At 61.2% G+C, this 23173-nt stretch carries 22 protein-coding genes; 16 read left to right on the top strand and 6 right to left on the bottom strand.

From position 1 onward, the window contains the following. Positions 1-2: 2 nt before the first annotated feature. Positions 3-206: a DUF1656 domain-containing protein gene (locus AC07V8_RS08520; RefSeq protein WP_061943467.1), complete on the top strand. Its 204-nt coding sequence runs from the start codon at positions 3-5 to the stop codon at positions 204-206. Between the two features lie 43 nt (positions 207-249). Continuing rightward, positions 250-1149, top strand: coding sequence for an efflux RND transporter periplasmic adaptor subunit (locus AC07V8_RS08515; RefSeq protein ID WP_494678224.1), 900 nt, complete (start codon positions 250-252; stop codon positions 1147-1149). A 73-nt stretch (positions 1150-1222) separates the two neighbouring features. Here AC07V8_RS08515 and AC07V8_RS08510 read toward each other — a convergent pair whose 3' ends face one another. Further along, positions 1223-2125: an NAD-dependent epimerase/dehydratase family protein gene (locus AC07V8_RS08510; protein ID WP_494678225.1), complete on the bottom strand. Its 903-nt coding sequence runs from the start codon at positions 2123-2125 to the stop codon at positions 1223-1225. 268 nt (positions 2126-2393) lie between these two features. On the opposite strand from AC07V8_RS08510, the gene AC07V8_RS08505 reads away from it, so the two are divergent. The 10 genes from AC07V8_RS08505 to AC07V8_RS08460 all read left to right on the top strand — a co-directional run bounded on the left by AC07V8_RS08505 (position 2394) and on the right by AC07V8_RS08460 (position 11797). Continuing rightward, complete coding sequence (locus AC07V8_RS08505) at positions 2394-4091, top strand: SulP family inorganic anion transporter (protein WP_494678226.1); 1698 nt, start codon at positions 2394-2396, stop codon at positions 4089-4091. A gap of 2 nt (positions 4092-4093) precedes the next feature. Beyond that, positions 4094-5257 carry a hypothetical protein gene (locus tag AC07V8_RS08500; RefSeq protein ID WP_494678227.1) on the top strand — a complete coding sequence of 388 codons (1164 nt, stop codon included), beginning with the start codon at positions 4094-4096 and terminating at the stop codon, positions 5255-5257. 189 nt (positions 5258-5446) lie between these two features. Next, a complete protein-coding gene (locus AC07V8_RS08495) occupies positions 5447-5971 on the top strand; it encodes a cytochrome b (protein WP_211472025.1) in 525 nt (174 codons plus the stop codon). Positions 5972-6006: 35 nt separating this feature from the next. After that, positions 6007-6582 (top strand): YceI family protein, encoded by a 576-nt coding sequence (locus AC07V8_RS08490; RefSeq protein WP_494678228.1) that lies wholly within the window; start codon positions 6007-6009, stop codon positions 6580-6582. A 42-nt stretch (positions 6583-6624) separates the two neighbouring features. After that, on the top strand, positions 6625-7197 hold the full coding sequence (locus AC07V8_RS08485) for a YceI family protein (RefSeq protein ID WP_211443482.1): 573 nt from the start codon (positions 6625-6627) through the stop codon (positions 7195-7197). A 136-nt stretch (positions 7198-7333) separates the two neighbouring features. After that, positions 7334-8959 carry an alkaline phosphatase D family protein gene (locus tag AC07V8_RS08480; protein ID WP_494678229.1) on the top strand — a complete coding sequence of 542 codons (1626 nt, stop codon included), beginning with the start codon at positions 7334-7336 and terminating at the stop codon, positions 8957-8959. A 155-nt stretch (positions 8960-9114) separates the two neighbouring features. Further along, positions 9115-9435 carry a DUF2946 family protein gene (locus tag AC07V8_RS08475; protein ID WP_494678230.1) on the top strand — a complete coding sequence of 107 codons (321 nt, stop codon included), beginning with the start codon at positions 9115-9117 and terminating at the stop codon, positions 9433-9435. An 80-nt stretch (positions 9436-9515) separates the two neighbouring features. Further along, positions 9516-10541 carry a TonB-dependent receptor gene (locus tag AC07V8_RS08470; RefSeq protein WP_494678231.1) on the top strand — a complete coding sequence of 342 codons (1026 nt, stop codon included), beginning with the start codon at positions 9516-9518 and terminating at the stop codon, positions 10539-10541. Between the two features lie 301 nt (positions 10542-10842). Beyond that, positions 10843-11358, top strand: coding sequence for a DUF3761 domain-containing protein (locus AC07V8_RS08465; RefSeq protein ID WP_494678232.1), 516 nt, complete (start codon positions 10843-10845; stop codon positions 11356-11358). A 193-nt stretch (positions 11359-11551) separates the two neighbouring features. Continuing rightward, the gene (locus AC07V8_RS08460) at positions 11552-11797 is read left to right on the top strand and encodes a GlsB/YeaQ/YmgE family stress response membrane protein (protein ID WP_061943502.1); all 246 of its coding nucleotides are present in this window, start codon (positions 11552-11554) and stop codon (positions 11795-11797) included. Between the two features lie 77 nt (positions 11798-11874). Here the strand turns inward: AC07V8_RS08460 and AC07V8_RS08455 are convergent, their stop codons facing one another. After that, entirely contained in the window at positions 11875-13092 is a 1218-nt protein-coding gene (locus AC07V8_RS08455) for an SDR family oxidoreductase (RefSeq protein WP_494678233.1), read from the bottom strand. A 24-nt stretch (positions 13093-13116) separates the two neighbouring features. Further along, positions 13117-13932 carry a MipA/OmpV family protein gene (locus tag AC07V8_RS08450; protein ID WP_494678234.1) on the bottom strand — a complete coding sequence of 272 codons (816 nt, stop codon included), beginning with the start codon at positions 13930-13932 and terminating at the stop codon, positions 13117-13119. A 227-nt stretch (positions 13933-14159) separates the two neighbouring features. Here AC07V8_RS08450 and AC07V8_RS08445 point away from each other — a divergent pair, with 227 nt between their 5' ends. From AC07V8_RS08445 to AC07V8_RS08430, 4 genes are all read left to right on the top strand, one after another. Beyond that, positions 14160-14858 (top strand): response regulator, encoded by a 699-nt coding sequence (locus AC07V8_RS08445; RefSeq protein ID WP_494678235.1) that lies wholly within the window; start codon positions 14160-14162, stop codon positions 14856-14858. Next, positions 14858-16198, top strand: coding sequence for an ATP-binding protein (locus tag AC07V8_RS08440; RefSeq protein WP_494678236.1), 1341 nt, complete (start codon positions 14858-14860; stop codon positions 16196-16198). The genes AC07V8_RS08445 and AC07V8_RS08440 overlap by 1 nt, the downstream gene beginning before the upstream one ends. A 331-nt stretch (positions 16199-16529) precedes the next feature. Then, positions 16530-17330: a sensor histidine kinase gene (locus AC07V8_RS08435; RefSeq protein WP_494678237.1), complete on the top strand. Its 801-nt coding sequence runs from the start codon at positions 16530-16532 to the stop codon at positions 17328-17330. Further along, positions 17327-17959 (top strand): response regulator, encoded by a 633-nt coding sequence (locus AC07V8_RS08430; RefSeq protein ID WP_211472043.1) that lies wholly within the window; start codon positions 17327-17329, stop codon positions 17957-17959. The genes AC07V8_RS08435 and AC07V8_RS08430 overlap by 4 nt, the downstream gene beginning before the upstream one ends. A gap of 71 nt (positions 17960-18030) precedes the next feature. Here AC07V8_RS08430 and AC07V8_RS08425 read toward each other — a convergent pair whose 3' ends face one another. From AC07V8_RS08425 to AC07V8_RS08415, 3 genes are all read right to left on the bottom strand, one after another. After that, entirely contained in the window at positions 18031-18777 is a 747-nt protein-coding gene (locus AC07V8_RS08425) for a thioesterase II family protein (protein WP_494678238.1), read from the bottom strand. A 104-nt stretch (positions 18778-18881) separates the two neighbouring features. Further along, positions 18882-21275, bottom strand: coding sequence for a penicillin acylase family protein (locus AC07V8_RS08420; protein ID WP_494678239.1), 2394 nt, complete (start codon positions 21273-21275; stop codon positions 18882-18884). 93 nt (positions 21276-21368) lie between these two features. Next, a complete protein-coding gene (locus AC07V8_RS08415) occupies positions 21369-23090 on the bottom strand; it encodes a carbamoyltransferase family protein (protein ID WP_211472047.1) in 1722 nt (573 codons plus the stop codon). Between the last annotated feature and the right edge of the window lie 83 nt (positions 23091-23173).

Here is a 23173-nt window from a genome sequence, read left to right as displayed (position 1 = left end):
CCATGCCACGCGAAATCGCCCTCTTCGATGCACTCATCCCGACCTTGCTGCTGGTCTTCATCGCCTGTTTGTTTCTGCAGATGGCGGTCGACTGGCTGTTTACCCGCCTCGGGCTGTACCGCTATGTCTGGCATCCCAGCCTGTTCCGCATCGCCCTGTTCTTTTGCATTTTCGGCGGCGCCGGACTGTTGCTGCACGTTGTGTAATACGCTATTTAATTCGCTGTAAAAAATTTGTTCTAAGGTCGCCATGAAATCATCCACCATCCTGAAAACCCTGCTGCAGGTCATCATCACCCTGCTTGTGGTCCTGATTGCCGTCTTGCTGGCGCGCGCGCTGTGGGACCGCTACATGAATACGCCCTGGACCCGCGACGGCCGGGTGCGCGCCGACGTCATCAGCGTCGCCGCCGACGTCTCCGGCATCGTGGTGGCGGTGCCGGTGGCCGACAACGGCTATGTGCACAAGGGCGACCTGCTGATGAAAATCGATCCGGCGCGCTATGTGCTGGCGCTGGCGCAGGCGGAAGCGCAGGTGACCGAACGCCGCGTCGGCCTCACCACCAAGCAGCGCGACGCCGCGCGCCGCGCCAAGCTCGATGGCGATGTCATCTCCAATGAAAACCGGGAAAATTCCAGCGCCGACGCTTCCGCCGCCCAAGCCTTGTATCAGGCTGCGCTGGCCGCGCGCGACAGCGCCAGGCTGAACCTGGAACGCACCGAAGTACGCGCCACGGTAGACGGCTGGATCACCAACCTGAACGTGCATGCCGGCGATTTCGCCCAGGCCGGATCGCCCAAGCTGGCGGTGATCGACGCCAATTCGTTCTGGGTCTACGGCTATTTTGAAGAGAACAAGCTGCCCTTGATGAAGGTCGGCGACGCGGTCGACATGCGCCTGCTCGGCAGCGAACAGATCATCAACGGCCATGTCGACAGCATCTCGCGCGGCATCACCGACCGCGACAATGCGCTCGGCACTTACGGACTGGCCAACGTGAATCCCAGCTTCAACTGGGTGCGGCTGGCGCAGCGGGTGCCGGTGCGCATCCATATCGACAAGGTGCCGGAAGGCATCACGCTGGCGGCCGGCATGACTTGCACCGTCATCGTCAAGCCGGGGCAGCGTCCGGTAGCGGCTGCGAAATAAACTGCAGGGTGGGCACATCGTGCCCACGTCGGCCCGCAAATTTACGCGTGGGCACGATGTGCCCACCCTACTTTCAATCTAACTTCATATCGTTCCCGATCCAGTCCAGCACCGATGTGTGCCGCGGCTGCCATCCCAGCTCCCTGCGCGCCTTGGCCGCCGACACCCGGCTGTTCGAGCCGAAGGAATACACCGCGTGGCCGAATCCCCAGGCATCGATGGCGTCCTGCACCGGCCACGATTGCGCCGGCCCCAGCCCCAGCCGCGCGGCAATCGCGCTGACGATCTCGGCATATGAAGCCTGGCCGTTTTCGACAAAATAGAAGGAACCGGCCGGCGCCTGTTTCAAGGCCAGCAAATACAATTCCGCCACGTCTTCGATATGCACATTGGACCAGACGTTGACGCCCTTGCCGACATAGCGCGCGATGCCGCTGCTGCGCGCCTGCGCCACCAGCGGCGGAATCTGCACGCTGTCGCGCTTCAGGCCGAGACCGCTGCCGTAGATCATGGTGTTGCACAGGATGACCGAACGCACATCGCGTTGCGCGGCGTCGCGGATCAGCTTGTCCAGGGCGGCGCGCGCGGCCTTCTCCGGCGCCGGCGTGAACGGCGTGTCTTCGTCGAACACCTGCTCCGACAGCCAGTCGCCGCGGGCATCGTCGCCGATCACGCTGGAGCCGCTGGTGTGGATGAGCACCTTGCCGGAGCCGGCCAGCGCATCCAGCAGGGTTTGCACCGCAAACAGATTGTCCGAACTGGCGGCATTGACGACGGCATCGGCACGCTTGGCCTCGCGGCTCAGGATATCGCCGTCGGCCAGCGTCCCCAGCACCGGCTCGATGCCCAGCGCGGCCAGCCGCTCAGCCTGTTCCTGCGTCCGCGCCAGCCCGCGCACCTTGTATCCCTCCCGCATGAAACGGGCGGCGACGGAGCCGCCAATGAATCCGCTTGCTCCAGTGATAAATACCTGCATGTTTTCTCCTGATCCGGGTTATGTCTGGCGATGCCTGAACGGCGATCAATATCGACACTATGCGCGCATAGTTTGTTGAGAAAAATGGGTGTATCAACAAATGATATTTGACTTAAACTCAACAACGTTTGACGATTACCCATCATCGCGCGCGAGGGGAAACTGCTTGGTTGCGGCCAATCGCAGCTAGTTGCGACTAGTTGCAGCTTCGCATTGTTGCGAAAACAGCATAAAATCAGAATATAAACATTCATCGTCAGGGAGGCGCATGAGCGCTGCACAATCACAACATGCCGACCTGAATCCGCCGCCGAAGCGCGTGGTCACGGCGGACCTGGTCGCCGGCCTCTCGATCGCCGGGCTGCTGCTGCCGGAAGCCGTCGCCTACTCCAGCATCGCTAACCTGCCGCCGCAAACCGGCGTCATCGCGCTGTTCGCCGGCCTGCTGTGCTACGGCCTGTTCGGCAGCAGCCGCTTTGCGATCGTCTCCGCCACTTCGTCCTCCGCGGCAGTGCTGGCGGCAGCCACCGCCTCCATGGCCAACGGCGACATCGGCTTGCGCATGACGCTGGCGATCGGCCTGGTGATGATCACCGGCCTGTTTTTCCTGCTGGCGGGACTGGCGCGCATGGGCAGCGTCACCGACTTCATCGCCAAGCCGGTGCTGCGCGGCTTTGCTTTCGGCCTGGCCATCGTCATCATTCTCAAGCAGTTCGCCGGCGTGGTCGGCGTCCATCCCGAACATAGCGACATGACCCGCTTCATTCCGGAAATGCTGGCGCAGGCCGGCCGCTGGAACTGGATCAGCGTCGCTGTCATGGCGGCGGCGCTGGCTCTGCTGTTCCTGTTTGCGCGGCTGCGGCGGGTGCCGGGCGCGCTGCTGGTGATCGTCATCGGCGTCGCTGCCGGCCAGTGGCTCAATCTGCAGCAATATGGCGTCGGCCTGGTCGGCAGCATCCATCTGCAGCTGGCGGTGCCGACCTTGCCCATGCTGTCGCGCGCCGACTGGCTGCGCCTCGGCGAACTGGGCTTTGCCATGGGCATGATCCTGTATGCCGAATCGTATGGCGCGATCCGCAGCTTTGCCATCAAGCACGGCGACACCACGGCGCCCAACCGCGACCTGCTGGCGCTGGGCGCCTCCAACCTGCTTTCCGGCCTGTTCCACGGCATGCCGGTCGGCGCCGGTTATTCCGCCACCTCTGCCAATGAAGCGGCCGGCGCCACTTCGCGCCTGTCCGGCTGGGTGGCAATGCTCGTGATACTGGCAATTGTCCTGACCTTGCTGCCGGGGATAGCCCTGACACCGGAGCCGGTGCTGGCGGCAATTGTGATCCACGCCGTCAGCCATACCCTCAATCCGATGGTGTTCCGTCCTTACTTCCAGTGGCGCCGCGACCGCCTGGTAGTGATCGCCTCGGTCATCGCCGTGCTGTTGCTGGGCGTGCTGGACGGCCTGCTGGCATCGATCGTGATCAGTATTTTCATGATGCTGCGGCAGTTTTCGCAATCCACCATTTCTATCCTCGGACAGCTCGGCGATACGCATGATTTCGTCAACATGCGCACCCATCCCGCCGCCCAGCCGGTAGCCGGCATCATCATTTTGCGGCCGAACGAGCCGCTGTTCTTCGCCAACGCCGAACGCATCCTGAGCCAGGCGCGCCGTTCCATCGCCGCCGCGCCGGAACTGCACACCGTGATCCTCAGCCTGGAAGAGTCGCCCGACCTGGACAGTTCCAGCCTGGAAGGCCTGCACGATTTTTTCAGCTTCGTCAGCGCCAGCGGCTTGCGGCTGCTGCTCGCGCGCCTCAAGGATCCGGTTTACGACATCATGAAAAACGCTGTCGCGCCTGCCTTCCCGGCCGCCTCTCTCAGTGCGCTGAGCGTCGCCGAGGCAGTGCACCTGGCGTTGACGGCGCAACAGCCAACCAAGCAAGCTACCGATATCATCCAGGGAGAATAATCATGCGTGCACGCTGGAAAATAATGACAGCTGCGCTGTGCGCGGCATTTGCGGCCGGCGCGACGACAGCAGCCAATGCCGCCGAAATCGCCTTTTCCTCGCAAAGCGATTTCACCGAAATCAGCCTGAACATCAAGGATACCTATAACGGCAGCCCGGATTCCATCGAACTGGAAGTGACGCTCAGCCAGGATGCGCAGCAGCGCATGCAGGCGGTCACCAGCGCAGCGCTGGAGCAGGACCTGACCGTGCTGATCGACGGCAAGGCGGTCAGCACGTCGCGCGTCCAAAGCACTATCGACGCGCCGCAGATGCGTGTTTCCATCTCAAGGCAGGCCGCCATCGCGCTCCTGCCAAACCTGCTGGGCGTGAATGGCGGCGACAGCCCGCCAGCCACCCGGCCTGCCGTAACGGCAATAGCGCCGGCAACCAATCCAGAACCTTTGTTCGCCATGCCGCCGGTCGAGGCGCAAGCCCAGCAGGTAGTGCCTCCAACGGTCACGGATTCAGCGCCGGAAGCCGCGGCGGCAATGACGGCAATGGCGGCGCCGGAGCCTGACGCGCCGCCGCCGGCAATCACGGATCCGGCGCCGGAAGCCGCGGCAGCAATGACGGCAATGACCGCGCCGGAACCGAATGCGCCAAGACCGCCGATGCTGCCGATTTTGCCGATTCCAGCCATACCGCCGGACCTCGGCGCGGCGCCGGCAGCAGATCCTGCGCCATCCGCATTGCCGCAGGAAACGGCCATGGCGCCGGCGGTTGTCGTGGCCGAATCCCCGGTGCCGGCGGTGCCGCCGGTTCCGGTCCCACCGCCACCGCCGCCGCAAGTGCCGCGCTGGGCAACCGGCGCATGGCTGCCGACCAGCGCCACGCCATCGCCTTACGCCGAAATCTATTCGGGCGACGCGGTGGCGATCTCCGCGCATGCAGTGAACGCCATCACCTGCAACCAGGCCAGGACGCAGGTATTGGAAAGCAGCCCGCAGCTGGTGCGGCTGCAGGTCAGCAAAGACAGCCCTTGCATCATCGACAAAGTACAGGTCGAACAGCTGCGCATCAGGCCTTCGGCAACACCCGGCAAGGTGACGATCTCTCTGTATGGCCAGGGTGACGACATGGACGGCGCCCCTGCCATCGAGGGCAGCTATCAGCGCAAGCCGTAACAACGGCGCGGGGCGGCGCGGAAAAACATGGTTCAGAAATTTCCGATACTATAGCGACTCGCTGAATGCGCTGACGGAAACTCGTTGCCGTTTTGCAGGTCATACCCGGATGCATGCGCCTTCCGGCATGCAGCGGCAATCGGCGCTTCCGATCCTATTTTCGCTGTTACATTTACGTCCAGATACTTTATGCAACGTTACTCAATCCCAGCCATCGTGCTGCACTGGCTGGTCGCTATTCTCATCGTTGCAGCTTTTGCACTTGGCCTGACCATGGTCGATATTCCCGGCCTCACGCCCACCAAGCTGAAATACTTTTCATGGCATAAATGGCTGGGCGTGACAGTGTTCGGCCTGGCCTGCCTGCGCCTGCTATGGCGCAAGGCAAAGGGCGCGCCGCCGTATCCGGCCAGCATGCAGCCCTGGCAGCAAATGGCCGCGCATGGCCTGCATGTGCTCTTGTATGTGCTGATATTCGCGGTGCCGCTGTCCGGCTATTTCTACAGCCTGGCGGCCGGCGTGCCGGTGACTTACCTGGGCATCTGGCCGATGCCGGTGCTGATCGCCTCCAACCCGGATCTCAAGCCCGTCCTGAAACTGGTCCACTACACCCTCAACATGATCATGCTGGGCGCTGTTTCGCTGCACGTGCTGGCGGCGCTCAAACATCACTTCATCGATCGCGACGGCGTGCTGAAACGCATGCTGCCTTAGTCCCTCAATCAAACAATCAATCAAAAGGAATCTCCATGACCTTGCAAAAGCTCACCCTCGCAACCGCCGCCGGCCTGCTGGCCCTCGGCGCCAGCTGGTCGTCCATGGCCGCGCCGCTGAAAGCCGACCTGGCGAAAAGCAACGTGACCATCGTGTTCAAGCAGATGAACGTGCCGGTCGAAGCCAAGTTCAAGAAATTCACTCCGGCCATCGATTTCGACAGCGCCCAGCCCGCTTCCACAAAAGCCAGCGTCGACATCGACATCGCCAGCTTCGACCTGGGCGATCCTGAATACAACAAGGAAGTGCTGAAAAAAGAATGGTTCAATGCGGCGCAATTCGCCAAAGCCAGCTTTGTCGCCAGTTCGATCAAGGCCAGCGCCGGCGCGCCGGCAGGCAGCAAGTACGACGTCAGCGGCAAGCTGACCATCAAGGGCAAGACCACCGATGTCAGCTTCCCCCTGAGCGTCAAGAAAGAAGGCGGCGCCCAGGTATTCGACGGCTCCTTGCCGATCAAGCGGCTCACCTACAATATCGGTGAGGGCGAATGGAAAGACACCAGCATGGTGGCGGACGAAATCACCATCAAGTTTCATCTTGTAGCGAATTAATCAGTCTATCAAAACATCATCCCACTGAAAGGATCATCCGAAATGAAACTCAAGCTCATCATCGCCTCCCTGCTCGCCGCCAGCGCCGCCAGCGCATTCGCTACCGCGGACACATACACCATCGATCCCAACCACACCTATCCGAGCTTCACCGCAGACCACATGGGCATCTCGTTCTGGCGCGGCAAGTTTGAAAAAACCAGCGGCAGCGTCACGCTGGACCGCGCAGCCAAGACCGGTTCGATCGATATCCATATCGACCCGAGCACCATCGATTTCGGCCACGCCAAGATGAACGAGCATGCGTCCGGCCCAGACATGTTCGACGTCAAGAAATTTCCTGACGTGACCTACAAAAGTACTTCGATCCAGTTCGACGGCGACAAGCCGGTGGCCATCGACGGCGAGCTGACCCTGCATGGCGTCACCAAGCCGGTCAAGCTGACCATCAATTCGTTCAAGTGCATCATGCATCCGATGCTGAAACGCGAAGTGTGCGGCGCCGACGCCACCGCGGAATTCAACCGCAGCGACTTCGGCATCAGCTATGGCGTGCCGAAATTCGCGCCGGAAGTGAAACTGGCTATCCAGGTCGAAGCAGTCAAGAACAATTAATTCCAGCATTGGCAGCAGAGCCGGACAGCATTGCGCTGGCCGGCTTTTTTTTGCCTCGTGAAGGTCCATCTCAGTTCATCTGCCTGTAACACAAGCAAGATAAAATCGTTGCTCCGCCCCTCCCGCCGAGCACGCCATGCCGAACGACGCCACACCCTACAAACGCCGTACTTTTCTACGCAAGGTCAGCGCCGGCGCCGGTGTTCTGCTGAGCGGCGCGCCGCTGCACAGCGTGATCGCGCAGAGCGCCGGGCAAAACACGGCGCCGGCCCTGGTCACGGCCGAGCGCTTGCGGCCGCAAATGCCGAGCGGCGTGATGAGCGGCGACATCAGCCGCGACAAGGCGATTATCTGGAGCCGCGCCGACCGGCCTTCGCGCATGGTGGTGGAATATGCCGCCAACGAAAACTTCCAGAACGCGCAGACAGTTATCGGGCCGATAGCCCTTTCCAGCAGCGACTTCTCGGCGCGGGTCGATCTCAGCGGCCTGCCCACCGGGCAATCCATTTTCTACCGCGTGCGTTTCCAGGATATCCAGAATCCTGCCATCTACAGCGCGCCGCAAAGCGGCAGCCTGCTGATTCCCGGCGGCGCGGGGCGCGACATCACTTTCGCTTTTTCCGGCGATGAAGCCGGCCAGGGCTGGGGCATCAACGAAGCCTGGGGCGGCTACCGGATCTATGAAACCATGCGCCGTTTCAAGCCGGATTTCTTTATCCACTCGGGCGACCAGATCTACGCCGACGGCGTCATCGAAAAGGAAGTCCGGCTCGACGACGGCACGCTGTGGCAAAACCTGGTGACGCCGGCCAAGTCCAAGGTGGCGGAAACGCTGGACGACTATCGCGGCAACTTCGCCTACAACCTGCTGGACGTCAACAAGCGCCGCTTTGCCGCGGAGGTGCCGTTCCTGGTGCAATGGGACGACCACGAAGTGCGCAACAACTGGTATCCCGGCCAGACCATCGGCGCCGCCGAAAAGCGCTATCAACAGCGCGACCTGTCGACGCTGGCGGCCAACGCCAAGCGCGCGATGTTCGAATACAATCCGTTCCGCATCGATCCCAGCGATCCGGAACGGGTCTACCGCATGTTCAACTACGGCCCGCTGCTGGAAGTGTTCATGCTCGACGAGCGCAGCTACCGCGGCCCCAACTCGCCAAATCGCCAGAGCGCGCTGACGCAGGATGCCGCCTTTCTCGGCGCGGCCCAGCTGCGCTGGATCAAGCAGGCGCTGCTGCGCTCGCGCTCGGCCTGGAAAATCATCGCCAGCGACATGCCGATCTCGATCGTGGTGCCCGACCTCAACCCGGACGTGCCGCAAGGGACGTTTGAAGCATGGGCCAACGGCGACAACGGCAAGCCCCGCGGGCGCGAGCTGGAAGTAGCCAGCCTGCTGAAATTCATCAAGCAGCACGATATCAAGAACGTCGTGTGGGTCACTGCAGACGTCCATTACGCCTCCGCCACCTATTACTCTCCGGAGAAAGCCCAGTTCACCGACTTCAAGCCGTTCTGGGAATTCGTCGGCGGCCCCCTGCATGCCGGCACTTTCGGTCCGGGAGAAATCGACCGCACCTTCGGCCCGGACGTGCGCTACGTCAGCATCCCCGCCGACATGAAGCAGAACCGCCCGCCCAGCGAGCTGCTGCAATTCTTCGGTGTGGGGAAGGTCGACGCCAGGAGCAAGGTCATGACGGTGTCGCTGCACAATGTCGACGGCAAGGATTTGTTCAAGGTCGACCTGCATCCGGAAGCCTAGGGTCATCCATGCATCCATAGGGTTTACCCGACTTGCTGCTCTCGTGGCGAGGCGTTACCATACGGCTAAGTTTGCCACTTCGGCGAACAGCTTACCCGTGCCGCTCTATGTTCCGCCTGCCCCGCCGATTGCGCCAGCTTGCCGTTTGCCTGGCCATGTTTGCAGCCCTGCTGCCCAGCGTGGTGCAGTTGCTGCCGGCTGCCCATGGCCAGCCGCTCGGGCTGGGCGAACTGTGCAGTAGCGCCGACCGTCTGCAGGCGCCCGCCGCCGGCAATCACGATACCCCGGACGAGGATCACCAAGGCCATTGCCTGCTGTGTTTCCTGCATGCCGCCGATATCGGCCTGCCGCCCGGCATCAGCCAGTGGCAGCTGCCGGCCAGCGAGGGCATCGCTCTTCCGCAAGCCCCATTCTCCCTGCATGCCAGCATCGTCCGGCTGCATCCGCAATCGCGCGGCCCGCCCGCCTTGTCCTGATTTGCTTAGCCGGCGGCGCAGCTTCATTCAATGAAAGTGCGCCTTTACGCCTTACAATCTAAACAAGAAAGCCCTTTACCATGGCTACGCCATTCTCTCGTCGCGCCGGCCTTGCCTTGCTGCCGCTTGCGGCCATATCCTTGACGGCCCTCTTGCCGCAGACAGCGTTAGCCTGCGCCAGCTGCGGCTGCACCCTCAGTTCCGATTGGGACAACCTCGGCATCGGCAGCTCGTCCGGATTGAAAATGGACCTGCGCTACGATTACCTGAACCAGAACCAGCTGCGCAGCGGCACCGGCAAGATCTCGCCCGGCGCCGCCAGCCAGATTTCCAATAACGGCAATCCGCAGGAAGTCGAAAAATACACCCGCAACAACTACCTGACGCTGGGTCTCGACTACAGTTTCAACCCGGACTGGGGCATCAACCTGCAACTGCCTTACATCATGCGCAGCCATAGCACCCTGGGCACCGCCTCGGACGGCGTCACTCCCGGCGACGGCGGCGGCCAGTACGACTCCCGCACCTCCAGCATCGGCGACCTCAAGGTCATCGGCCGCTACCAGGGTTTTACGCCGGAGCATAACTTCGGCATCCTGTTCGGCTTGAAACTGCCCACCGGCAGCCATACCGACACCGCCATGTCCAGCGATCCGACGGCGCCCGGACCAGTGCCTATCGACCGCGGCCTGCAGCCAGGCACAGGCACCACCGATGCCATCCTCGGCGTCTACTATATGGATACGCTCAGCCAGAACTGGGACTATTTCGCCCAGGGCATCGTACAGAAGGCGCTCAATTCCAGCGATCAGTACCGTCCCGGCGACGGCGCCAATCTGAACCTGGGCCTGCGCTATGTGGGCAACAGCAACTTCACGCCGCAAATCCAACTCAACGTACGGCGCGTGCTGCATGACGTCGGCGCCAATGCCGACACCGTCAGCACCGGCGGCACCCTGGTCTATCTGAGCCCCGGCGTGAGCGTGCCAGTCTCGCAACAAGTCTCGCTATACGGCTTTGTGCAGCTGCCGGTCTACCAGAAGGTCAATGGCGTACAGCTTGCTCCGCGCTATACCGCCACGGTGGGCGTCCGCTACGCGTTCTAGCAAAATGCGGCCGGCAGTCCGCTGCCGGCCGCCATTCCATGGATCAGTACTTCTTTGACAATTAAGATGCCTGGAGCGCAACACTGATTCGCCTGCGAGCATAAAAATCTCACAATTGTTTTCATTTGTAGCGAAGTTTATGTCAGCCATATCCAATATGACCGCGTTGATTACCTACCTCGGTCATATTGCCAGGTGCGGCGCACAACAAGTTGCATGGTCGTGCTGCAAGTAGACAGATTGACACCCAAGGTGTTGAGATCAGCAACACGTGAGCACTATTTACTCCATGGAGAAGAAAATGAAAGCATTGTTTATTTCAGCAGCAGTTGCAGCAGCTTTACTGACTTCCGCCGCCAGCTTCGCCCAGGCGCCGGCAGCAGCGCCGGCCGGCAGCACCGGCCTGTGCAAGGACGGCAGCTATTCCTCCAACGCAACCAAGAAAGGCGCTTGCGCCGGCCATAAAGGCGTAAAGGAATGGTACACAGCTGCAGCCGCCGCACCGGCAGCCGCAGCGGCCGCACCTGCAGCTACTCCTGCAGCTACCCCGGCAGCAGCACCTGCTGCAGCGCCAGCTGCCATGGCCAAGCCAGCAGCTGCCGCACCTGCAGCGATGGCTCCGGCAAAACCAGCCGCAGCGGCAGCCGCTCCTGCAGCCGGCGCTAATCCAGGCGACGTCTGGGTCAACAGCTCGAGCAAGGTGTATCACTGCGCAGGCACCAAGTACTATGGCAAAACCAAGGCTGGTTCCTACATGACAGAAGCAGCCGCCAAGGCAGCAGGCAACCACGCCGATCATGGCAAGGCTTGCAGCTAACAGCTGACGCTACAGGGCCAGGTGCATAACCTGGCCCTGTTTGCACGTGCGGCCGTTTTTTCTTGCAGCGCCGCAGCCGGTAAAGCAGTCTTTCGGGTTTATCTATCTTTTACAATTGGACGACTTTTTTTGATGATGTTTACGCTACTCTTGCCGGGTAGTCTAAACATGGTCAACTCTGAAAGGAAATCTCATGGGCATCATCGCTTGGTTGATAGTTGGCGCGATTGCAGGATGGCTGGCAGGTGTTTTGGTCAAGGGCGGCGGCTTCGGCGTGCTGGTTGATATCATCGTCGGTATCGTCGGCGCCTTCATCGGCGGCTGGCTGGCCGGAGTACTTGGCATTCAGGTTGGCGGCGGCTGGATCGCCTCGATCGTGACTGCCACCGTAGGTGCCGTGATCTTGCTGTTCATCCTGCGGCTTATCAAGCGCGCCTGAATTTCAGCGACAGCAGACGATGGATCAAAAAACCCGCCAAGTGCGGGTTTTTTCTTTTGCGGAGGCGGAAACCTCCTCTATTTGAAGTCATGCGCCATCTGCACCTTCAGCGACATTTTCGCCGCACTGCGTTCGCACTGGCCGATATAGTCGAGGAAGCAAGGCGCCGGCGCCAGCCCTTCGCTGAGAAGCCTGCGCTCATCGAACACATAATTGAGCCTGGAGAAACGGCCGTACAGCATCAATGCCTTGTGCAGCATGCGGGTATTGATAGGCTCGTTGCGTCCCGCCCTCGTGGCGCAGCCTTGCACAGCGTGGCGCACGCCATACGCCAGCGCCATCTGCCGCAATGCGGCTTCCGGCACCCTTTCGTAAGGCTGGTGCCGCGCAACCGCATTGAGGCCTTGGAAGGCTTGCAGCAACTGTTCCACCATGACGCTGCCGCTGCGTCCCGCCGAGATGTGATAAGTGGAAAAGCCCAGCGTTTCCTTCAGGGTCAGGGCGACTATCGTCCGCGCGCAGTAATCGACCGGCACGATATCCAGGTAGGCCGTCGGCGGGCACACAAAACGGTTCAGCTGCGAGACGACTTTCAAGAGCCAGAAAATGCTGGCCGACGGCTTGCAGCCGAGCGAGGTATGGCCGACGATGATCGACGGCCGCAGCGTCACCAGCGGCAGTTCCGGAAAACGCTCGCGCAACTGATTCTCGGCCTGCGCCTTGGAGGCCGTGTACGGCACCAGATGCGCGCGCTCGACCGGCAGGCGCAGGCTTTCGGTCACGACCGGCCCGCGCGCCACGCCGCATGCCATGGCCGTGCCGACATACATGAAGCGCCGCAAGCCTGGCAGCCGCGAACAGCGCTCGGCCAGGCGCATGGTGGCGTCGACATTGATTTCCCAGAGATCCGGCCGGTCGGCAAAGGAAGTCACCGCGGCGCCATGGATGACGTGGCTGACCCGGTCCAGCCGCGGATCGGCAAACGCCTGCGCATCTTTCAAGTCAGCCAGGATGATCTGGCTTTCAGAGATGTGCAGCGGCATGTCGGCTGGCGTGAAGCGGGCGATCGACTCGCGCACCCGGCGTACTCCTTCGGCAGCGCATTCCGCACGAACCAGAAATAGCATTTCCTTGAAGCTGTCGCTGCCGGCAAGTTCGGCCGCAATCGCGCCGCCGACAAAACCGGTGACGCCGGTAAGGAAAATCCGCGGCGGCGCGGCGACCGGCAAACTCCGCTGCGCCACCTGCTGCTTGTCGCGCAGCCACTTCGATCTTGGAAACAGATTAAAAACCATGTTGATGCACCAATCCGGGTTCGGTCAAAATGAATAATTGACGGTTGCAAATCCGCTGTAATTGGTCTTGGCCAGCACCAGCGGGCTGCTGGCGGCTTTTTGCATATAATGCGTGGCGCCGAGCATGGTGGACACCGACCAGGTCCGGTTGAAACTGTGAGTCCATGTCAGCGAGGCATTCACCGCATTCAGGCCGGATTCCGCCGTGTACCGGGCATAGCCGGAATTACGGCTCTGGATGGCATTGACGCCAAAGAAAGTCTGGTTGTACTTGGCATCGCCGAACATGGCGGCAGCGCTGACGCTGACCTTGTCCTTGGCCAGCGCCAGCACGGTGCTGCTGATCTGGGCCCGGTAGCTGAGGCCGCGTTCGCGGTTGCTGACCGGTTCCGAGATGGCCAGCGACAGTGTGCCGATGCGGCCCAGCTTGATGCCGGCCTCGATATTGGCCAGCACCGAGCCCTTGATCTCGCCCATGCCTTTCAGCTTTGCCGAGCCGGGTTGCAGGCCGTCGTCGGAATCCTTGCGGCCGGCATCGTAACCGATGGCGGCGCTTGCGAAAAACATGTCGTTGATGTCGTAACGGTAGCCTGCTCCCTCCATGGTGTCGACAAAAAATCCGGATGGCGTCGCGATTTTCAGTATCGGTACCGGCACCACATGGTATTCGTCGCTGCCTGCATAGCGCGCCATGCCGCCGACGCCCAGCCCGATCGTCGCCTGGCTGTCCTGTAGCCATGATTTGGACGGCGCCGGCGCCGCCTGCTGCGCCAGCGCCGCGCGCGAGGCCAGGACGCCGTACAGGGCGAGAGCGAGGATGGACTTGGTTTGGTGTTTCATTGTTTCTCCGGGTGGGGTGATGTAAATTCGTGGCGCAAATTTGCGATGCAGATGCATGCGGCAAATTCGCAAGGCATTTCACAGAGCACATTGTCGACACGCCGGAGCCGCGCGTCTGTGAAGCATTGGTAGGGAATATGTGTGAATCCTTGGCATTTATGTGTTTGTTTGTAATCGGCTCATCGGCAGCTGGAGCGAGACGCTATGATGAAAAAAAAGGAAAATGAATGAAGAAGGTTTTATTGATTGAAGACGATGCACGGCTTGCCGAATTGATATCGGAATACCTGTGCCGCTACGATTTCGAAGTCACGCTGGTGCTGCGCGGCGACCTGGCGCTGGACGCCATCGCCCGCGAACAGCCGGATGTGGTGGTGCTGGACTTGATGCTGCCCGGCATGGACGGCATGGATATCTGCCGCGCCATCCGCAAAACCTCGGCGCTGCCGGTGCTGATGCTGACCGCCCGCGCCGACATTTTCGACCAGGTCGCCGGCCTCGAAATCGGCGCCGACGACTATATGCTCAAGCCGGTGGAGCCGCGCCTACTGCTGGCGCGCCTGCGCGTCATCCTGCGCTGGATGGACTTGCGCGACCAGCCGGCGCGCGGCACCCTTCTGCAGTTCGGTGGACTGGAAGTTGACCTGTCGGCGCGCCAGGTGTGCTGGAAAGGCGCGGAAGTCGACCTCAAGACCGCCGACTACAATCTGTTCGTGATCCTGGTGCAAGCCGCCGGCAAGGTCCTGAGCCGCGACGAGCTGCTCAAGCGCTGGCGCGGCATCGGCTTCGACGGCCTCGACCGCACCGTGGACGTCAGCATTTCGCGCCTGCGCAAATGCTTCGACGACGACGCCAACGAACCGCGCAAGATCAAGACCGTGTGGGGACGCGGATACCTGTTCAGCCCCATCGCCTGGGACGAATAATGCTAAGAATCCTGATACGCCTGTACCTGACCGTCGCCGTGCTGCTGGTCCTGTCGATCGTGTTCGTGCAAAAGGGCTTCCCCTATCTGTTCTCGACGCACCTGATGGCGCAGATGCATCGCGAATACGCCAGTGAAGCGATGCTGCTGCGCGACTACCTGGGCCCGCTCGACGACAGTACCCGGCAAGCCAGGCTGGACAGCATGAATCGTTCCAATGGGCAGCGCTACCGCCGCGTATCCGAAGAACAGAAGCGTGTGCTGTCGCCGGCCACCCGGCAGGAGCTGGCGCAATACGGCCTGGCGTGGAGCGGCGGCGGCGACATCAACCGCACGAATGTCTACATCGCGCTGCATGACGGCAGTCTGGTGGAAGTCCATCCGCTTATTCCCGACTGGATGGAGATGCTCGCCTATGTGATTATTTTCAGCGTCATGCTGGCGGCGATACTGGTTTGGCTGACGCCGCACTGGCGCGACCTGGAAAAACTGCGCATCACCGCCGCCCGCTTCGGCGATGGTGCGCTAGACGCGCGCGCCAAGCTGTCCGAGAACTCTTCGATCAAGCAGCTGTGCTCCTACTTCAACAACATGGCCGACCGCATCGGCGCCCTGATCACGGCGCAAAGGGACATGGTCAACGCCGCTTCGCACGAGTTGCGCACGCCGCTGGCGCGGCTCGAGTTCGGCCTGGTCAACCTGATGGACACCACCGAAGACAACAAGACCCACAAACGCATCCAGGCCATGCGCAAGGACGTCGAGGAACTGGATATCCTGGTCGGCGAACTGCTGACGCTGAGCATGCTGGAGCAGGCAACGGTGCCCGAAAGCAGGGAAAAAATCATGCTGGAGGATTTCCTGCGTTCCGCCGCCGGCGTCACCGATGAAGAACTCGGCCTGCGCCGCTGCACCATCGTCTGGCAGATCGCGCCCGCCATGCGGGAGATCGTGATCGAGCCGCGCAGCCTCGGACGCGCCTTTTCCAACCTGCTGCAGAATGCCTTGCGCTACACCCGCAGTACCATCCGGGTGCGGGCCGAGCCAGGCGCCGCTTCGTGGAAACTGATTGTGGAAGACGACGGCGTCGGCATTCCGGAGAATGACCGGGAACGGATTTTCGAACCGTTCTACCGGCTCGACCGCAGCCGCGACCGCGCCACCGGCGGCTACGGACTGGGACTGGCGATCGTCAAGAAAATTGCGGAACGCCTTGGCGGCGGAGTACGAGTCACTGGTTCGGAACTGGGCGGCGCGATGTTCATACTGCACTTCCCTTTACGCAGCGGACAAGGCTCGCCCCATCTATCACCTTTGGTTATTCCAGATAAATCAAACTGACAGAAGTCGATATCAACGCCATGCGTCAGCCATGGCGAGCGGCCGGGACGCCGCGGCAATCGCGGCATGTCCAGTCTCCCCCTCCCCCTTTGCGTCATTGAAAATCTCCGGCAAACACCGATTTCCGGAGATTTCCCGTATTCCGGGAAAAATCCTCGATTTAACAGTAACGCAAATATAAATCATTACCCAAAGTGCTATACAGACCTGTCTGTGTATGTAAAAATCTGTGCACCAAATAAATTGCTTGGCTGACAAAGCAAACAGATGTACGGAAAACCATAAATGAATAGCATAGGGTTATAAATCACAATTATCGGAATTCTTTACAATGAAAATCTCCAAAAAAGATGAAAACATCAGCGATTGTGCTTTCCATGTTGTAGAGAACCACCTGTCGGGAGGCGGCGCGGCCGGCGCTCTTGCGACAGGCAGGAATGTTATTTGTAAAAAGACGGCGCAAGGGTATCTGGAGGAATCGCGGCAGCTGGCTGCGCGCAATGACAGCGCGAGAGAAGAAGAACTCAAGCACTTGTCACGCGAGATTCATGACGAGCTCGGCCAGCGCCTGTCCGCCTTGCGCATGGGAGTGTCGGTGATCGGCATGCGATGCAAGCAGGATGAGGCATTGCAGGCAATGATTCAACCCATGATAACGCTGGTCGATTCAACTATCCTGATGGTAAGAAACCTGGTTGCCTCGCTACGGCCGTCGGCGCTAGACATGGGAATCGTCCCCGCGTTGGAGTACCTGATCGATGAATTCAATGATACCCACCCGGAGGTCCAGTGCACATTGCACGCGACGGAGGACGAAATCGATCTGGACGAGAAGCGCGCCACCGAAATTTTCCGCATTGTGCAGGAATCATTGACCAACATCGGCCGCCATGCGCAAGCAAGCAAGGCTGAAGTCGCTTTGAAGGGAACCGCCAGTCATTACGTGTTAGAGGTGCTCGACAACGGCATAGGATTCGACCCGTCATTGCAGAAAAAACAATCCTTCGGACTGATCGGCATCCGCGAGCGCGTATTGATGCTGAACGGCGAACTTGAAATTTCCAGCCTGACCAATCAAAGAACAAAAATCAAGGTAGTCATTCCCAGAAATGCAGCGCCGGGTAAATCATGATACGCGTATTGATCGCAGATGATCACGCTATCATGCGTGAGGGTTTGAAGCAGCTCTTCGCTTTGGGCAATGAGGTGAAAGTAGCGGCTGAAGCATCCAACGGCGGACAGGTGCTGGATGCTTTACGGGCCGGCGGCATCGACCTTGTGCTGCTCGACATGACCATGCCAGGCGTTAGCGGGGTAAATCTTATCCAGCGGATACGCGCGCATGCATCCTATCCGCCGGTGCTGGTCCTCACCATGCACAACGAGCCGCCCATCGCGCGCCGGGTGTTGGCGGCTGGCGCATCAGGGTATCTGACCAAGGACAACCAGCCTGAAACACTGATGGCGGCCATCCGCAAGGTGGTTGCGGGAGGACGCTTCATCGATCCAGAGCTGGCGGAGCAGATGGTGTTCGAGGCAGGCAGCCCGGACCAGCGTCCGCCCCATGAATTCCTGTCCAACCGGGAGTTCCATATCCTGCGCCTGCTGGTCCGCGGCAACAGTGTCAACGAAGCCGCGGAAGAACTATCGATCAGCAGCAAGACTGTCAGTACGCACAAGGCGCGGCTGATGCAGAAAATGAACTTCCAGAACAATGTCGACCTGGTCCGTTATGCGGTTACCTATAACCTGATTGAATGAACGCATGCCGCGCGAGCAGCGCGGCGCCGCGGCCAGATTGGGCAGGCCATGGCTGCGCCACGCCGGCCGGTTCAGAATCCCAGCTTCTCCATCAGGCAAGCGACAACCTCGGCGCTGCGCTCCTGGACGAAAAAATGCCCGCCTTCGAATCGGAACTGATCGTATCCGGCATGGGTTTCGTCTTCCCAGCCGCTGAACGAATCCAAGCGCACGTGTTCATCGGCCACGCCGGCCAGTGCGGTAATCGGCATGTGCAGCCGCGGCCCGCGGCAATATGCATAAGTGCCTACCAATTCGAAATCGGCGCGCAGCATGGGCAATACCAGCTGCATCAGTTCTTCCTGCTCCAGGAATTCGGCCGGCGTGCCGTTCAGCCGTTTCAAGATTCCGATCAGCTCATCATCGTCGAGGGTATGCCATTGCTGTCCGCCAAAACGGCCCGGAGCGCTGCAGCCGGACACCAGCAAATGGACCGGGACCGGCAAGCCATGGCTTTGACAATAGCGGGCAACCTCAAACGCCAGGATCGCGCCCAGGCTGTGTCCGAACAAGGCAAAGGGAACGTCGGCATGGCGTTCGATGACACGGGCGACGGTCTCGACCAGCAAGGGCATAGCCATCCGCGGCTCCTCGGACCATCGCGCACCGCGGCCGGGCAGTTGGACGCCGCAGACTTCGACATGAGGATCCAGCTGCGCCTGCCACGGCAGGAAATCGGTGGCGCGTCCGCCCGCATGGGCGAAGCAAAATAATCTGAGGCGCGGCGCGGCGATCGGCCGGCGCACCAGCCAGCGGTTATTGTGCGTCATGTTTTTCATATCAATCTCATTTACCGATACAGTCCAGGACACGCGCCGCATGCCAGGCGGGCACAGCCTGTGGCGCGGAGAGCCGCCCGATGATATGGCGGCCTGACCCGGCATCAAGGTGAAAATTTCAGGCTGTAACGAGTCGCCCCCGGCAGGAATGGCGTGCTCTCGCCCTTGACCCACGCTTCATGGCCAGCCAGGAAGAACCGGCTTAGCGGATGGCCGCTCTGACCGCCCGGCATATTGAAAACACCGTGCTCCTCGGCGCCGGGGGAGACCACCATGCGTTCCGACTGCCCGAAATCGGGACCGGCCACCCTCGGCATATGCGAATCGCCCGGCACCGGCTCCGGTGCCACAGCCAGCCAGCGGCCAAGCACGGGGATGCTGGCCGCGAACGGATGCGCGATCTTCAACGTATTCCGATCGCCCCACCTGGCCTGGTCCAGCGCCACTCCCTTGGCCTTGAGGGAGGCAATCGTCCGATCGACAGCCATCAGCTGCACCTCGTTCCAGCTGCGCGCGGCGGCCGGCAGCCATGCGGCAGGCTGCTCATCGAGCAGGCGGCTTACCAGCGCGGGCCAGCGCGGATTCGCCAACTCATAGTCGGCCCCGCTGTCAAGCTGCTTCAGGCGGGCATTGACGCCATCAAAGATCACATCGTACAGCTGATGCAGGTAGCCGCGCGCCAGCGTATAGCCGACCGAGTCGACGCTGGCGTGTCCGCTCCAACTGTCCATCAGCAGGCGGCGGAACTCTGCCCGCTCCGGCCGCCCCGCCAGCGCCGCGCCATCGAGCACACGCAGCGCCTGGCCGCGCCAGCGTTCCATGAACAATGCACGGTCGTCGAGGTTGATCTGATACGCGGCACGTTCATCCGTCATTCCCAGAGCGCTGAGGTCATCGCGCACCTGGCTCGCCCTGGCGCCGATATCCGCGCCGCCGTCGCCGATCAGGCGATAGGCATCGCCCGCCAGCTGCCGGTTGTTTGCCGTCCATAGCTGCCCGCCGCTGGGATCGACGACCCGCGGATAGTCGGCCGGCGCCAGCAGCGCTTGCCATCCGGCGCCGCCGTCATGCCGGCCAGGGTCGTCGCTGGCCAGCCCGGCCCGGCGGTCCGGCAGCGCGCCGGCGATGGTCCAGCCGATGTGGCCGGCCCGGTCTCCCACCACCATGTTTTCCGCAGGTATGCCCGCCTGGCTGGCGGCCGCCATGGCGCCGGCGATATCGCTGGCCTCGGCGATACGGACAATTCCCAGGTTCACGCCGCCTTCCGACTGGGCCACCCAATGCATCGCGTAGAATTTGCCATCGATTTCCCGCACTGGACCGTGCGCAGTTTTCAGCACGGTCAGTGCGACAGCCGGCGCGCCTTTCACCTTGATCGTTTCAACATCGGCGGCCGCGAGCTGCCAGGCGCCATCCAGCTTGAACCTGCGCGCATCGGCGCTATCCCGTTCCAGCGGCACGAGCTCGAAGCAATCCGCATAAGCCACCGTGAAGCCCCATGCCACATGGCCGTTGCTGCCGGCAACCATCGCCGGCAAGCCGGGCAACGTCACGCCAGCCACCCGCCAGTTGCCGCCACCCTTGCCGGGATAGTCGAACACGGCGCGATACCAGGTATTCGGCAGGCCCAGCATCAGATGCATATCGTTGCCGACAATCGCGCCGCCGCGCGTACTGCGATTGCCCGCGATCGCCCAGTTGCTGCTGCCTACGGAGGAACGGTAGTCTAGCGATGCGCTCTTGCTGGCGCCGGTCCCCGCGGCGCTGAACCAGGCCGGCGCCGCGGCCGGCAGCGGTACGGCCGGCGCCGCGATGGAGGCGGCGTCAAGCGGCGCATCGAACTCGCTAGCCGATGGCAACAGCAATGCCAGTTGCTGGGAAGTGGCTTGCTGCCGCAGCCAGGTGCGCGCAATCTGGCGCGCAGGAAGCGTTCCTTGCAGTTGGAAATACATGGCCCAGATGACGAGCAAAGAATCTTCCGGCTGCCATTCCGCAGGCTGCATGCCGAGCACAGCGTATTCGAACGAACGCGCGGACAAGCCGCGCAAGCCGTCGTTGACTCCCTTGGCGTAGCGTTGCAGCCGGCGCCGGTCGTCGGCCGGAAGGCGCGCGAGCAGCGCCTCGGCCTGGGCACGGAACTGATAAAGACGATGTTCGCGGTCAAGCTCCAGGCCAGCCGGCCCGAACAGTTCGGACAGTTCGCCGGCGCCGGTCCGGCGCAGATAGTCCATCTGGAAGAAACGATCCTGCGCATGCAGATAGCCCAGGCCATAGGACAGGTCGAATTGATCGCCGGCCTTGATGGTCGGCACGCCTGCCGCGTCGCGGTCCACGGACATGGCATCGCCCAGACCGAGCTCACGGATGTCGCCATCCAGCTGCGGCAGGCTGGCGCGCAAAAAAACCGCCGCGCCAACCAGCGCGGCAAGCAGGAAAAGAAAAAAAGCGCTCAGCAGGTACTTGAACCAGCGCCGGACTGTATTCGTTCTGGATTTCATTGCCAATTCTTTCGATTAAACTCGCCGCTACTGCCGCGCCCGGGCAGCTCAAACCGCCCGGGCGTCAGCAAAATTCCCTGGAACCAGGACCAGTCAGTGCTTGGAAACCAGATAATTGCCCAACGCCAGGTAATCGATGTCAGTCTTCATGAAGGTGCTGATCGCATCCTGCGGCGTGCACACAATGGGCTCCGAATCGTTGAACGAGGTATTGAGCAACAGCGGGATGCCGGTCAGCGCCTTGAATTCCGAGATCAGCCGGTGGTAGCCAGGATGGTCTTGCTCATATACAGCCTGCGCCCGCACCGTACCGTCGAAGTGGACGACAGCGGGAATCAGCTCGGCCTTGCCCGGCTGCACCGTGGAAGTGGTGAGCATGTACTTGCCGGCGGTTACCCGGGCGCTGCCGCAAAACCATTCCTCGGCATGCTCGCCGAGAATGCTCGGGCAGAACGGGCGGTACAGCTCGCGATGCTTGACCTTCACGTTCATCAGTTCGCGCACATCCTTGTTGCGCGGATCAGCCAGCAGGCTACGGCTGCCCAGCGCGCGCGGCCCCCATTCCATGCGGCCGCTGAACCAGCCGACGATGCTGCCGCCGGCCAGGACTTTTGCCACTTCCTTGGCGATATCCACTTTTTGGTAGGAAAGGCTGGTGCGCTGCAAGACCGCTTCAATCTCGCCGTCAGAATATTCGGGGCCGAGATAGGAGTGATTGAAGACATACTCGCGCGGCTGGCCGAGGATCTGGTTCCAGATCAGAAAGGCGGCGCCCATCGCGGTGCCGGAGTCGTTCGAGGCCGGCTGGACGAACACGTCGTCGAACAGGTTCTCGCGCACGATCACGCCATTGGCCGCGCAATTCAACGCCACGCCTCCCGCCATGCAAAGGTTGCGGTAGTTTTTGCGGTCGAACTTGCGCAGGATATGCAGCAAGATCTGTTCCGTCAGCAGCTGCAGCCCGGCGGCGACGTCGACATAGGCTTGCCAGTTATCGGTATTGAAATCGACAGGCTCGTGCCGCCGCGGCAATTTGAACAGCGCCTCCAGCGTGGAGAAATCCGGCGACTCGTGCCGCAGCACCGCCAGGTCGACAGTCATGTTCTCCTTGTCCGTCACCAGCTGCGAAAACAGCTCTATCGTCTTGCTGCTATCGCCATAGGCCGCCAGCCCCATGACCTTCGAAGCATCGTACTGGCTGAAGCCGAGATACTTGGACAGCTTCTCCCAAACGAAACCGAGCGAATTCGGAAACAGGAAATCGTATTCCTTCTTCAGCGTAGCGCCGTCGCCATAGTACAGCGAGGTGCTGGCCCACTCGCCGATGCCGTCGATCACCAGTACGGCGGCCTTGTCGAACGGCGACACATGGAAGGCGCTGGCCGCATGGCAATCGTGATGCGGCAGGAAATGGAAACGTCCGGTGAAACCGGCTTCTTCTATCAATTGCTGACGAGAAGACAGCACCCCTTCGGCAAAGCTCAGGCCACCTTCCAGGGTCTGGTAACTTTCCTTCTCCAGCGCCCAGCCCTGCACGCCGTCGTTGGCGCTGCGCCAGGCGCCTACGCCTTGCTGCAAGATGTCAGGACTGAAAGAATAGCCGACATGCTCACAATCCTGCAGCGTGATGCCGGCCGCATCCAGGCACTTCTGGATGGCTTTCCAAGGCAGCTGTCCGGTCGTTTCAGGTGTGGACAGCTTGCCGTGCTTGACGCGGTTCAGACGCTCTTCCTCGATCGCCATGACCACATGCCCGTCCTTGATCAGACAGGCGGCCGATTCATGATATGCAGCATTGATGCCTAGTATGTACACGTTAAAATCCTTATGTTGTTTACCGGATATATGACAATTTTTCCCAACTGCCATGCATCCGGCCGGATGCATGGCCTCATTCA

This window comes from Collimonas sp. GW821-FHT02H07, from assembly GCF_059421505.1.
The sequence above is the reverse complement of the archived record's forward strand: the minus strand, read 5'-3'. Positions and strand labels throughout refer to the sequence as shown.